This is a genomic window from Bdellovibrio sp. BCCA (genome assembly GCF_037996825.1).
GTDB lineage: Bacteria > Bdellovibrionota > Bdellovibrionia > Bdellovibrionales > Bdellovibrionaceae > Bdellovibrio.
Genome location: NZ_JBBNAC010000001.1, coordinates 3,752,865 through 3,766,399, shown reverse-complemented (window position 1 = coordinate 3,766,399; position 13,535 = coordinate 3,752,865). Strand labels below are relative to the sequence as shown.

At 43.8% G+C, this 13,535-nt stretch carries 11 protein-coding genes; 2 read left to right on the top strand and 9 right to left on the bottom strand.

The window, feature by feature from the left end:
- Positions 1-158 precede the first annotated feature (158 nt).
- The 7 genes from lon to hemW form a co-directional block, all read right to left on the bottom strand.
- Positions 159-2,564 (bottom strand): endopeptidase La, encoded by a 2,406-nt coding sequence (gene lon / locus AAAA78_RS18275; RefSeq protein ID WP_340593576.1) that lies wholly within the window; start codon positions 2,562-2,564, stop codon positions 159-161.
- A gap of 141 nt (positions 2,565-2,705) precedes the next feature.
- Positions 2,706-3,077 (bottom strand): TraR/DksA family transcriptional regulator, encoded by a 372-nt coding sequence (locus AAAA78_RS18270; RefSeq protein WP_340593575.1) that lies wholly within the window; start codon positions 3,075-3,077, stop codon positions 2,706-2,708.
- A gap of 91 nt (positions 3,078-3,168) precedes the next feature.
- Positions 3,169-3,540 (bottom strand): TraR/DksA family transcriptional regulator, encoded by a 372-nt coding sequence (locus AAAA78_RS18265; protein ID WP_295901818.1) that lies wholly within the window; start codon positions 3,538-3,540, stop codon positions 3,169-3,171.
- Positions 3,541-3,648: 108 nt separating this feature from the next.
- Positions 3,649-5,319 (bottom strand): penicillin-binding protein activator, encoded by a 1,671-nt coding sequence (locus tag AAAA78_RS18260; RefSeq protein WP_340593573.1) that lies wholly within the window; start codon positions 5,317-5,319, stop codon positions 3,649-3,651.
- Complete coding sequence (locus AAAA78_RS18255; protein WP_340593572.1) at positions 5,316-6,323, bottom strand: DnaJ C-terminal domain-containing protein; 1,008 nt, start codon at positions 6,321-6,323, stop codon at positions 5,316-5,318. The genes AAAA78_RS18260 and AAAA78_RS18255 overlap by 4 nt, the downstream gene beginning before the upstream one ends.
- A gap of 11 nt (positions 6,324-6,334) precedes the next feature.
- Complete coding sequence (locus AAAA78_RS18250) at positions 6,335-6,844, bottom strand: nucleotide exchange factor GrpE (protein WP_340593571.1); 510 nt, start codon at positions 6,842-6,844, stop codon at positions 6,335-6,337.
- Positions 6,845-6,919: 75 nt separating this feature from the next.
- Entirely contained in the window at positions 6,920-8,092 is a 1,173-nt protein-coding gene (gene hemW, locus AAAA78_RS18245) for a radical SAM family heme chaperone HemW (protein WP_340593570.1), read from the bottom strand.
- Positions 8,093-8,108: 16 nt separating this feature from the next.
- Here hemW and AAAA78_RS18240 point away from each other — a divergent pair, with 16 nt between their 5' ends.
- On the top strand, positions 8,109-10,709 hold the full coding sequence (locus tag AAAA78_RS18240) for a M16 family metallopeptidase (RefSeq protein WP_340593569.1): 2,601 nt from the start codon (positions 8,109-8,111) through the stop codon (positions 10,707-10,709).
- On the opposite strand, the gene AAAA78_RS18235 is transcribed toward AAAA78_RS18240, so the two are convergent.
- Together AAAA78_RS18235 and AAAA78_RS18230 are read right to left on the bottom strand one after the other, a co-directional pair.
- Positions 10,710-11,288: an HD domain-containing protein gene (locus AAAA78_RS18235; RefSeq protein WP_340593567.1), complete on the bottom strand. Its 579-nt coding sequence runs from the start codon at positions 11,286-11,288 to the stop codon at positions 10,710-10,712. It lies immediately after the preceding gene.
- Between the two features lie 416 nt (positions 11,289-11,704).
- Complete coding sequence (locus tag AAAA78_RS18230; protein WP_340593566.1) at positions 11,705-12,766, bottom strand: hypothetical protein; 1,062 nt, start codon at positions 12,764-12,766, stop codon at positions 11,705-11,707.
- 131 nt (positions 12,767-12,897) lie between these two features.
- Between AAAA78_RS18230 and AAAA78_RS18225 the strand changes: the two genes are divergently transcribed.
- On the top strand, positions 12,898-13,533 hold the full coding sequence (locus AAAA78_RS18225) for a hypothetical protein (RefSeq protein ID WP_340593564.1): 636 nt from the start codon (positions 12,898-12,900) through the stop codon (positions 13,531-13,533).
- The last annotated feature ends 2 nt before the right edge of the window (positions 13,534-13,535 follow it).

Here is a 13,535-nt window from a genome sequence, read left to right as displayed (position 1 = left end):
AGCTAATCACAGTAACTAACAATTAATTTTTCTAAATAGGTCTATGTGGAATGTTATATGACGAAAGTACAGATGCTTTTGAAAAAGAAAAAGGACCAGATTTCTCTAGTCCTTTTTCTTTCATCGTTTTGGGAGGGGCGATGGGCTTGGGCTACAGATTAAGCAGCCAAGCTCTTTGATTTTTTCGGATCTTTTTTCGCAGCAGGCTTTTTGTCTTGGCCTTTTGCACTCTTATCGAATGCCACCGCGAAGACTTCATCAAGATTTTCAGCCAGGATGAAGTTGATTTTGTCTTTGAAGATCTTAGGGATGTCAGCAAGATCCTTTTGGCAAGCCAATGGGATGATGATGTTTGTAATTCCTAAGTTCAAAGCCGCTAAACACTTCTCACGAATACCACCGACAGGAAGCACGCGACCTTGGAGAGTCACTTCACCTGTCATCGCGATATCGTGACGAACAGGAGTTCCAGTCATCAAACTTACAAGAGCGGTCGTAAGTGTGATACCAGCAGAAGGACCATCCTTAGGGATTGCACCCGCAGGCAAGTGAACGTGAACATCATACTTATCAAAGAAGTCCTCAGGGATTCCAAGTTCTTCTTGGTGCGCACGAGCGTAAGACATCGCAGCGTGAGCGGACTCTTTCATCACATCGCCAAGTTGACCTGTGAGTGCAAGATGTCCTTTACCTTTCATTTTCAAAGCTTCGATAGTGAGAACTTCACCACCAGCTTGTGTCCACGCAAGACCTTGAACAACACCGACTTGAGAGTCAGCGATCTTGTCATCGCGTTGGAATCTTGGAGGACCGAGCAATTCAGGAACTGTTGTTGGAGTTACTTCAACAAAGTTTGCTTCGCCCATCACAACCATTTTCGCCACTTTACGGCAAACTGAACCCACTTCGCGCTCAAGGTTACGAAGACCTGCTTCACGAGTGTAGCCTGCGATCAAGTACTTGATACCTTCATCAGTAAACTTGATGTTTTCTTCAGTGATACCGTTGGCTTCAATTTGTCTTCTGATCAAATGTTTTTTCGTGATCAAAAGTTTATCGTTTTCTGTGTAACCAGGAATATTCAAAATTTCCATACGGTCGCGCAATGCTGGTGGAATATTTTCCAACACGTTGGCAGTTGCGATGAACAACACATTTGAAAGGTCGAAGTCGACGTTCAAGTAGTTGTCACGGAAAGTTGAATTTTGTTCCGGATCCAAAACCTCAAGCATTGCTGCTGAAGGGTCACCGCGGAAATCAGAACCCAATTTATCAACCTCATCGAGAACGATAACTGGATTGTTTGTTTTCGCTTGGCGAAGAGCTTGGATAATTTTACCTGGCATTGCGCCCACATAAGTACGGCGGTGACCACGGATTTCCGCTTCATCCTTCACGCCGCCCAAAGCGATACGGAAGTATTCACGGCCCATCGCGCGAGCGATAGATTTACCCAAAGAAGTTTTACCTACACCTGGGGGACCACCGAAGCAAAGGATTGGACCTTTAAGATTTGGCTTAAGTTTACGTACAGCCAAGAACTCCATGATACGGTCTTTTGCTTTTTCAAGTTCGTAGTGATCTTCGTCCAAAATTTCTTTGGCGCGTTTAAGATCAATATGATCTTCAGATTTTTTGCTCCAAGGAAGATCCGCCATCCAATCAAGGTATGTGCGAACCATTGTTGCTTCAGAAGCATCTGGATGCATACGCTCCAAACGTCCAAGCTGTTTCAACGCTTCGGCTTCTACATTTGGTGGCATGCCGGCGTTCACTAGTTTCTCGCGAAGTTCATCCATCTCTTCAGATTTAGAATCACCTTCACCGAGTTCATTCTTTATAGCTTTCATTTGCTCGCGCAAGAAGTATTCGCGTTGTGACTTCGACATATCTTCTTTGCCGCCAGCGCGATTTTTTTGTTGAGCTTGCATCACTTCAAGTTCAGCAGCCAAGATTTCGTTAACTAGACGAAGTCTTTCTGTTGCATCTGAAGTCTCAAGAACTTTTTGTGCGTCTTGAACTTTGATACCCAAGTTAGAAGCGATCAAGTCAGCGATACGACCTGGATCAGAAACATCATCCAACACCAACAAGATGTCTGGAGAAAGAGGGCGACCTAGAGCGATGATGCGCTCGATGTGCTCTTTTGCTGTTCTGATCAAAGCTTCATTCTCAACAACAGTTTTTTGTGTTGGGATGTCTTCGATTTTTTCAACGGCAACTTCAAAAGAAGGAGCTGTCTTCGTGAAATTTTTCACGCGGCCTTTTGCAACACCTTGGATAAGGATTTTTACACGGCCGTCGGAAAGTTTTCTCATTCTCATGATCATCGCCACAGTTCCCACTGTGTAGATGTTGTCAGGAGATGGATTTTCTTCCGTGATATCTTTTTGTGAAGCCAAGAAGATCAGGCGATTCTTTGCGAGTGCTTCTTCAACTGAGCGGATCGAAGCATCGCGCCCTACGAACAATGGAATAATCATGTAGGGAAATACTACGATGTCTCTCACAGGTAACATTGGCAATGACTGTGGGATTTCTAGAACTTTATCGTCAAAACTCATACCGCTCCTCCGCGTAATGCGGGAATATTTGTTTTCTCGTATGAGTCTTCTCGGCGTGAGACAGTGGGAGCTTAAATCAAATTTAAAAAATTGGACTGACATCCATGTCAGTAGACCTCATCCAATGAGATTTACTGAGCATTATTGGAAAAGATTAGAATGGCTCTCTTGTTCTTCCATGCAATCAATACAAAGGGCCGTAAAAGGACGAGCCTGAAGTCTGCGTGCGCTGATAATTTCACCGCATGCTTCGCACTGGCCGTAAGTCCCCTCAGCTATTTTTGAAAGAGCTCTTTCGATCGCATAAAGCGCTGTGCGATCTCTTTCATGAAGATGAATGGAAATGTTGTTAGAGATATCTAGAGATGCAACCTCAGCTTCATCTGCGACAGATGTGATGCTGGATTGCTCCGCTTTGAATTCATGTGTCTTGTTCAGAATCGAACTCTTTTGGAAGAGCAAAGATTCTTTCAAGTTTTTCAACTCTGTTTCACTGAGTTCGGTTACGTTCATCTCACCCCCCGATATGATGATCCTGGCCGAAATTGGATCTCTTATTACGGGGGAATGAAAAACTGTCACTAAAAAAGCGGCGCGTGATTATTTAGCGTGCAAACTTACGACCGACCGCTTCTCGAAGCTCTGCACCTTCGATACTGAGGCGTGTCCAAGGAATTGCTAACAATCTATCAGCCTCAATCATCTCTTCCGTCTCTTCACAGATTCCGAAAGTGCCTTGCTCGATGCGCGCTAAAGCCATTTCGATTTCTACAAGTTGATTTCTCATGCGCTCTTGGGAAACCAAGAATGAATGTTCAGCAATGTGTGCGACGGATTGATCCGCTTCGTCGCCACCTTTTTCCACATGCACAAGTTCGCGTTGGGCTGTTCTGAAGCGATTCAAAACATCCTGTTTTGCAATTAGAAGTTTCTTTCTGCACTCCATCACTAAGTTTTCAGAGATACGACTTGTCATAACAACCCCCTTCTTTAGATTTTGCGACTCTCATCGTCGCTGGTGTTCCTTAGACAGGACACCCAAAGTCGGGGGTTAAAAAATCGTCATAAAAAATACTTATGGGAGCTATTTTACAAGCTTAGCGGGAATAACCTCGCCCTTTTCAACAGTTAGCGGGGTGACGGGACGTTCAATTTCGCGCTCAGCATTCATAGAAAGGGTTCCCAGGGCTCCAGGGAAGCGGCTGAGGGACGTCAGTTTTTGAGTCAATTCTTCACGAGAGCTCGCGCCTGAAGCGATCAACTGGCGCAAGATTAAACCTGCATCATAGGCTTGAATTTCAATAAGAGAAGGTTCCTCGTTATACAAAGACTTGTACTCGCTCATGAAGCGAGATCTGTTTTGCGCTGTCGGAGAAATGCTATCAACGAAGAGCAAATTGTTCGCGAAGTTTCCTGCGCGACGGGCAACATCTTTTGTATTCCACAAGTTTGTGCCCAAGAGTTTCACGTTGCGGACATCGTTATAAGAAAGCATCGCAGAAATTTGTCCCATCGCTTTCACGCTATCAGGAATAAAAATCGCATCGAAATCTGTGATGGGCGGTAGAACCGTTTCAAGATTTGATTGGCGCACAGATCTTTTTTTATCACTGTGTTGCAGCTCTTTAAGACGCACAGAGAACTCGTCTTGGCGTGCTTCGCCGAAATAAGTTCCGACAAGTCTTTGAATGACAAGACGGAAATCCGTTTCTTTCGTTGAATACGTTTGCACGGCAGTAATTTGTCCGCCGCGCGCTAGAACTTCATCCCAGAAAATATTTGTGAACTCGATTCCATACGGATCATTGGGATAAAGAATGGCGAACTTCTTCATTCCCATGTCTTCCATCGCCGTGCGAACCAAGGCGCGCACTTGCATGCCGCTTGTTAGTGAATTTCTGAAAACTGTTGGACCAATTTCTGTAAGACCTGATCTTTGAGAAAGAGCAACAGTGGGAACACCAAGCTCGTCCGATTTTGCAGCGACAGCAGGAGCAGTTTTACTTAGCAAACTTCCCACGATCGCAATCACATTGTCTTCTTTAACAAGACGTTCAACACCGCGACGAGCAGAGTCTGGATTTCCTTCGCTGTCCATCACGGCAAGCTTGAAGCTTGAGCCTGGAATATGAAGTCCTAAGCCCATCTCAAGACCACGCAAAGCACGTTGTCCCACAGGAGCGTTCTTGCCACTTAAAGGCAGAACAACACCTACTGTTTGCGCTTGTACGTTTTTAGAAGCTTCAAGCTGTTGCAAAATATCTTGCGAACGAACAGCCAAATCACTTCCTGGCATATAGTCAGTTACGCCAGAGAAGTATTTTTTCGCTGTGGAAATATCCTTATGATCCAAAGCCATTTCACCAAGGCGATACATCGCGTGCGCGCGCAAATAACCGAAGTCAGAACTTTTTGCGACGTCATCAAGCTGATCTTCATTCAGCTTATTTTCGACGATGTCGATCGCATGAAGACGATAAGTTTCCTGGTCTTGCTTGTTAGGAGCTTGAACAGACTGTGCGACCAAGCCCTTAAGATATTCCAACGCATCTTCTGTTTTTGGCGCTTCAGGTAACGTCAAAGTTTCACTTTGAATTTGCTCTGGCGTTTTTCCGGTTGTCATGCCGCTCATCGCTTTTGGTTTTTTTGCAGCTGCTGCGGTTGGAGGCCTGTACGGAGGACGTTTTTTTGTAGCTACCGTCGTGCAAGAAGCCAAAAGGCAAGCTGTCAGCAAAAGCGCAAATCGAGATGTCATTTTCTATTCCTCATAAGATGAGAGACTTTTTCTTGGAAAGCTTTCACAAGGGGAGTGGTTTCAGTAGACTTCGCAAGTTCTTCGACAAGTTCTTTTTGCCTTGCTGAAAGATTATGAGGCGTATCTACAAGAACGCGCACAAGCATGTCGCCGGAACCAAATCCACCAAGCTTTGGAAAACCTTTTCCTTTGAGTCGGAAGGTTTGTCCCGAGTGAGTTCCCGGAGGAATGCGAATCATCGCTTTCCCTGTGAGAGTTGGAACTTCTATGTTTGTTCCTAAGATCGCATCCGTGTATGTGATCGGCAGATCCAGAGTCACATCATTTTCGTGTCGTTTAAAAAGAGGATGTTCCTGAATGTTGATGATCACATAAAGATCACCAGCAGCACCGCCACCGGCTGCGGAATCTCCTTCGCCGGAAAGTTTTAGACGCTGGCCTTCTTTCACGCCTGCAGGAACATTCACAGAAAGTTTTGCAGATTCTTCTTTGCCGCCTTTTTGACGAACAAAGCTGATGATTTTCTCAGTTCCCAGAGCGGATTCTTCAAATGAAATATTTAATGTGTAGCGAAGGTCCGTGCCTTTTGCTTGTTGACGTCGAGCGCGAGCGCCCGCAGCGCCACCGGGCCCGCGTGCATTTCCAAAAATTTCGCCAAAGACATCACCGAAGATATCCTGGAAGGGATCTCCACCGTTACTTCCCGCACCGTGTGTTCTGCCGAAACCGCCAAAGCCACCTGCCCCGCCAAAAGGACCCCCGGCACCACCGAAACCTTGTTGGGCTCCGGCGTGTCCGAATTGATCGTACATTTCGCGTTTTTTTGTGTCGCTTAATGTGTCGTAGGCTTCACTGATCTCTTTGAATTTTTCTTCGGCCTTTTTATCGCCGGGATTTTTATCCGGGTGAAACTGCATCGCAAGCTTGCGATAAGCTTTCTTGATCTCCTCTGCCGTCGCAGTTCGTGAGACACCCAAAATGGAGTAGAAGTCTTTTTTAGACAATCAACACCCTCTTACTCTGGTTTCTTCGCGACAATCACTTGTCCTGTGCGAATAACCTTGTCGTGAAGTTTATAAGGCTTTTTAAATACGCGTGCGATGTGTCCCGGAGGCACTTCGTTTGTAGGTTCAGCACCTAAAGCTTCGTGCACGGCAGGATCAAACGGCGCACCTTGAGAAGGAACTTCCTGAACAGAATTGCGCTGCAAAAGAGATTTCAATTCTTGTGCAGTCATCTCAACGCCTTGTTTGAAAGTTGAGAAGTTCTCAGGACTCACGTTCGTGGAAAGAGCACGTTCAAAATTATCAACAACCTCTAAAAGCTCGCGGATAAAACGTTCGCCTCCATATTTTATGAGCTCAGCGCGCTCTTTGATGGCGTTACGTTTATAGTTTTCAAACTCCGCACGAAGGTAAAGAAAATCGTTTTTGAATTTCTCAGCTTGTTCTTGAAGCTTTTGAATTTCTGAAGCGCCTTCACCAGATGGAGGATTGGAGTTTTGAGAGTTGTTTTCTTCAGACATGACACTTCCTTTCGCAATACTTAAGATTGTGTATTGATTAGGGATTGTCAATGCGGGCTAGGCCATAAAAACCGTTTAGATTTCGCCCTCTAAAAACGTCAATTCTTGGAAAACTTTATTGCTTAAAACAAGGCCGTCGCGCGTGAGCGACCAATGCCCGTTGTCATGTTGAACCCATGCTTTTTGTTTAAGGCCTTTCAGAAGGCTTTGAACTTTTTCGCTAACGTGAGCCGGAAACTTTTGCGCCAATTGCTCAACATTGAGTCCGCGCATTAAACGCATTGAAGTATGACAAAAGTCCGTAAGAGCTTGATGCATTTCAAGAGCTTCATATTGTGCAGGCGGTAAATGTAAAGCCGGCGAAGTGAACTTTTGTCCTTCAAACGCCAGGATTTGTTTTTGATATTCTCCAATGGAATTGATATTCCAATAGCGCGTACCCCAAGCGGATTCTTTTGTATAAGAATGGGCACTGAGTCCCAATCCCCAATAAGGTTCATCCACCCAGTACAACAAATTGTGTCGCGATTCATATCCAGGAATTGCGAAGTTGGAAATTTCGTATTGCTTGAAACCTTTTGCCGTCAGTTCATCGGCGATAATGTCAAACATCTCCACTTGTTCATCATCAATGGGGCGGCCTTTTGAAAGTGGATGTCCATCTGGGACAGTGAGGCAATAAGGACTGATGTGTTTTGCCCCTTGTTCGATTGCAATCTTCACGTCGTTCTTGAGTCCCTCAACGGTCTGTGATGGAAGAGCAAAAAGAATATCAAAGCTGAAGTTCAAATTGTGAGCCCGCAAAAGGTCCAGGGTCTCTAGTGTCTGCTTTGCGTTGTGTTCGCGGTTCACCATTTTTAACAAACGATCATCGAAAGTTTGAGCACCTACAGAAAAACGATTTACTCCGTGGTCCAAATAGATTTTCAATTTTTCTTCATTGATCGTCGCTGGATTGATTTCAATGGTGATTTCAGTGTCGGGTCTAGTTGTGTACCCATAGCTACCCAGCTCTTTGATAATAGCTACAATGAGAGGAGCAGGGATCAAGCTCGGTGTTCCGCCGCCAAAGTAGATCGTATCAAGACTTTGCGGTTTGTAATACTGATGCTTTTGGCGAATTTCTTTAAACAGCAATTCGACGTACTGATCCGGCGGCAAAATTTTGCTTTGCTCGTAGGTCGCGAAGTCACAATACGTGCAACGCTGAATGCAATAAGGGATATGAACGTAGACGCCAAATGCCATGGGAGTTATCTAGAGTATGTCTAAAAAATTTCAACTAAAAAACGGTCTGAAAGTCCTTTTCTTAGAAAGCCACAAGTCTCCAGTGGTCTCAGTTCAAATGTGGGTGAAAACAGGCTCCGCGGATGAAAAAAAGAACGAAGAGGGGATTTCTCACTTTATCGAGCACTTGGTCTTTAAAGGCACTCGCAAATACGGCGTCGGAGAAATTGCTGCCACTGTCGAGGGTTCTGGCGGGGAGCTCAATGCTTACACCTCTTTTGACCAAACTGTTTTTTACGTCACGATTTCAAAACAATTCTCGGATGTCGCTTTAGACGTGATTAGTGAAATGATGGGCTTTCCAACGTTTGACCCTCAAGAAATAGACAATGAGCGCGAAGTCGTCATTGAAGAAATCAAGCGGGGGCAAGACAGCCCGGGTCGCCGCGCCTCGCAGCTGTTGTTTACAAATGTTTTTAAGAAAAGTCCGTATGGAATTCCTGTCATTGGTTATGACAAAGTCGTGCGTAAAGTCTCTTACAAAAAAATTCGTGAGTACTACCAATCTCGCTATGTGCCTTCGAATATGTTCCTAGTTGTAGCTGGCGATTTTGAATCTAAGGAAATGAAGAAAAAAGTGGAGCAGATGTTTGGCGCCTTTGAGCCGTTCAAACTTAAAAAAATCTCTCGCACTAAAGAACCGGCGCAAAAAAATATCCGAATCAAGGTGGAAGAAACTAAGTTTGAACAGACGACAGGTTATCTGACGTGGAGAATTCCTAACGTCAAAAACAAGGACATTGCAGCTCTTGAAGTGATGTCAGCTATTTTGGGACAAGGGGATTCGTCTCGTTTGATGCAAAGCCTGCGTATTAAAGAGCCCCTTACTAATTCCGTAGGTTCTTTTAGTTATTCCATGCAAGAAGATGGGCTCTTTGCGGTGTCATTTAATCTTGAAAAAGAAAATCTGGCGCAAGCGCTTGCGAAGATCACACCTGAACTTACGCGCCTTATTGAAACTCCGCCAACGGCAGCAGAAATGCAAAAGGCGATTACGAATTTTGCAAGTCATGAAGTTTATTCTGTAGAAACTGTGGATAATATTGCGAGAAAAGCCGGGAGCAATGAGTTTTATTACGGCGATCATGACTACTACAAAAAGTACATGAAGCAGGTTTATGCTCTGAAACCTGAGGATATCCAAAAAGTTGCAAAGAAATATTTTAAAGCAGACACGTTCGGCATTTCTTTAATGACGAACATGGAGAAAAAAGAAGCGGAAAAAATTCTTAAGAATTATGCCAAAGATCTTAAGAAAGCTTTATCGGCAGCGAAAATTTCTAAAGAAAAAGAAAAATTTACGGCGAAAAAATTCAACATCAATACAGAAGCCGTGAAGCACATTCCGGAAACAGAAAAAATCGTTCTGTCTTCAGGCGCGACACTTTTAATTCGCGATCAAAAAGACACGCCGTATGTGGCGATGAAGGCTGCTTTTATGGGCGGCGTTCGCGTTGAAAAAGAAAATCAGAATGGATTAACAGAACTATTTTCTCGTAATTGGCTTTCAGGATCTAAGAACTTTACAGAAGATGACATCAATCTCAAAGTGGATGAAATGGCGGCGGGTCTTGGTGCCTTTGGCGGAAGAAACTCCGTGGGTCTTTCTATGGATTACCTTTCTCCGTTTGAAGATCGCATGCTTGAAATCTATGCGGATTCTCTTTTGGCTCCACAGTTTCCCGAAGCGATTTTAGAGCGCGAAAAAGTCGTGATTAAAAATCAAATCAAATCGCGCAATGATAACCCGGCGCAGATCTGTGTTTTAAACTTCATGAAAGAAATTTTTAAAGGACATCCTTATTCCCGTGATCTTGTGGGAAGTGAAGAGTCTATATCTGCGATCACTTCAAAAGAACTGCATGATTACTACAAGAAAGTCGTACAGGCGAAAAACCTTACGTTCTGTGTAGTGGGTGATGTGAATAAGAACAAGTGGGTGAAGGCTCTAGAAGAGATCACGAAAGAACTTCCACGCGGAGAGAAAATCTCTAACAGCTTCCAAGCGGCCCCTTTGACGGAAAATAAAAAACTTTTCCATGAGCTAAAAAAAGAACAAAGTCATATCATTGTTGGTTATCGCGGTTTGACGTTGAAAGACTCGGATCGTTTTACTCTTGAAATTATTCAGTCGATTTTAAGTGGGCAGGGCGGGCGACTGTTCTTAGAACTTCGTGATAAAAACTCTTTAGCTTATTCTGTTTCTCCAATGCATATGGAAGGCATTGAGTGTGGATATTTTGGTGGATACATCGGATGTTCTCCTGAGAAAGCGGAAAAAGCGATTTCGATGCTTAAAGCGGAGTTTCAAAAACTAGCAGACACAAAGATTTCTGAAGAAGAACTGACCCGTGCGCAAAGATACTTAATTGGACGCCACGATATCGAGCTGCAAAGAAAGAGCACGATCTGTAACGCGATTCTTTTCGATGATATCTATGGACTTGATTATCGTGAGAGCCTGGATGTTGCCGAAAAATATTTTGCAATTACGCCGGAAGATATTCAGAAATTAGCACAGAAAATCTTCTCGCAGCCCACAGTGATCAGTCTCGTGGGCCCTACAGACGTGAAATAATTAACGAGCAAGGTGGCCGGCCGCAACGGATTCTTCCAACATGCGTTCGGTCACTTTCCAAAGTTTTGGCAATCCTTCTGAGATTGGCGGCTGACATTTAGCCACAACTTTATCCACAGTGACTTTGTGGTTTTTCCATGAGTAACCTTCGTTCAGATAATTGGAAAAAATCGGCATAAAGCGATCGATCGCGGAAACAAACTTCGCTTCCGGTGAAACGCCTTCTTCAAATTCATTCCACAGAGATTTAAATTCGTTCGCAATGGTCTCAGGCAAAAGACCCATGATTCTTTCTAGAGCCGCGGCTTCGCTGTCTTTTTTATTGGAAAGATCTCCATATACCATTGTATCGCCAGCATCAATTTCGACGATGTCATGAAGAAGCGCCATCTTCACGGCTTTTGCGATATCAATTTTTTCCGGAGATGTTTTTTCTAAAACAAGAACCGTCATCGCTAAATGCCATGAATGTTCCGCCGAATTTTCACGACGACCACCATTGTGAATGAGCGCTTGTCTTTCGATTTTTTTAAGACGATCAATTTCTTTAATAAAAGGAAGTAGGCTTTCAATAGTCATGAACGAATACTATGTTCAAGAACGCTCACTGTCCAGACTCGTGGAGTTTTTTCATTGGTGGCCTCAAAGCCCGCTTCGTCCATGATGATTATCCCCGAGTTTTAAGCTCGGCTCGCCCACAAACCAGAACTTATCGAATTATGTGCCTTAAGCCTGAAGTTAAGGTTGCTCCTAACTACATGAACTGATTAATAAAAATAAAATCAGCAAAAGCAGCTTTAGGAAATTCCAAAAACTGACGAAAAGGATACTGGTGAGGTATCTTTTCATAAGAATTCTCCTTTGGCTAAGGGGAATTCTAGTCCTTAGAAAGCGGTCTTTGAGGCCGCTTCTTTATTTCTGCAAATTTGAGATTCTGTTGAAAACCAATGAGAGCGAAGAAGTGAAACTTATCTGTCTGAGTTCCGGATATTTTTTTAAAGCTCGCGACGGAAGTCTTCGATGATTTGCTGATTCATCTTCCGCAAATCCTTGAATCCATTGCCAAGAGTTTGTGGATCTTTTCCAAAAGATTCGGAAAGATTTCTTTCTAAGATTGAAAAAACTTTGTAAGGCAGAGCTTTTCTATAATTGTCGCTCTTAATTTTATTCTTTGTGATTTTCCAAAGTTCCCAACGTGCGGGTAAGAAAGCATAATAAACGTCACCTAAAAATCCTGAGAACAAACCATGCTCTTTTTCCCACCGCTGTTCATTCAAATGATGTCTTCCGTCTGAAAAATCACGCATGTTGATATCGTTAGAAGAGTGTTCTTTCACCTTCGCATCTTTCTCGCGAGAGGTAAGAAGATCACTCACGGCTTTTGGATCGCGAGTCATTACCAAGGCAATTGTGTCAGCAAAGAGTTCATGATGAGCACTGCGGATCAGCCAATAGCGACGCATACTATGAAGCTTCTCAGACATAGCCTTGGCTTCATAAGCTTTATCTATAGCAAGATTTTCTAACTCCGCTTTCTTCTCTTTATTGTGAAAAGTCACTTGTGAGCGGTAAGCAAGCTGCTTTGCCTCTTCGACTTTTTCCTGAAGACGTTTTTCAAGAGTGAGAGCATCTTCTTTGATGCCTTTGTAGCTTTCCAAATCTTTCAATAAATTATGTTCAAAGATCGCATGACCGTATTCATGTGCCAGTGTTGTTTGATTAATTTTAGGGTGTACTTTCCCCATTGAATCGGGTCGCAGTCCCACGTAAATTTCAAAATTTTCGGCGTTAAAACTGGAAGCTCTAAACGCTGTTCCTACTCGTACTTTTGACTGCGACGGAATTTCCAGAGGAGAAAGTAAAGATTCAATCTCAACGAGGGTTTTCGCAAAATCTTCAGCCTTGGGACCTTGAAGAGCCGTACTTTCCACTTCAACTCGTCCCTTCAGGGCATACTCAGAAGAGAATAAAGATTCGCATCGGCTTTGAGCAAAAGCAGAAGAAGCGCAAAAAACGCCAAAGCATGACAAAACAATAGCCAATCGCGAAGCCTTCATTTGAAGCTCTCCTTAATGCTAAAATACTGATTCAAAAGGCATACCTCAAAAAAGCGTCTCATTGTGAGACTTAGGCCCAGGAACTAAAAAACATTAACCGAAAAACGTCTCAGTTTTGTTAAACTTAAAGTATGAGGGAAAAGGCGTCGAACGGATCAGTAGAGCTTTTTGTAAGTCCCGAAGGTTTCTTTCAAGAGCTCGTTCAAAAAGGACTCTCCCAAAGGAAAATTCAAACTTATCCTTTGGTGGAAAATTATCTCGTCAATCTTCTTCAACACTATTTGGATGCGCGCAATCTTTTTGAGAGCGAGTACGCTAATGAAAGTGGACAAAAAAATCCCACAACACTTGCGGAGATGTATTTAACCGCTCAAAACGCAGAGCCCGCTATTCGCACCGAACTTCTGCGCAAGCTCGGGGATCGTACGCTTTACATTAGCGGCTTTTTCGGTGACTCCTTGTCGCGAAAAATTGTCGACATTGATTATTATGCGGAGATCGGCGGAGCAGCCTATGCCTCTTTGGCCCATTGCACGCGTGAAGACACTATGGTCAAAGTTTATAACACGTTCTCCCGTCAGTTTTTGGACTTCGTGGACGTTTTGACTTATATCAGCCATCACTCGTTTATTAAAAGCGATGAGAGCATTCTTCGTCTCTACGACCGCTATATGAGAACCGGATCAGAATTGGCTCGGGAAAAGTTGGTGGAGATGGGTGTTTTAACTCTGCCGCAAGACCAAGTAAAGCTTGGCAAGCAGGGCTGATT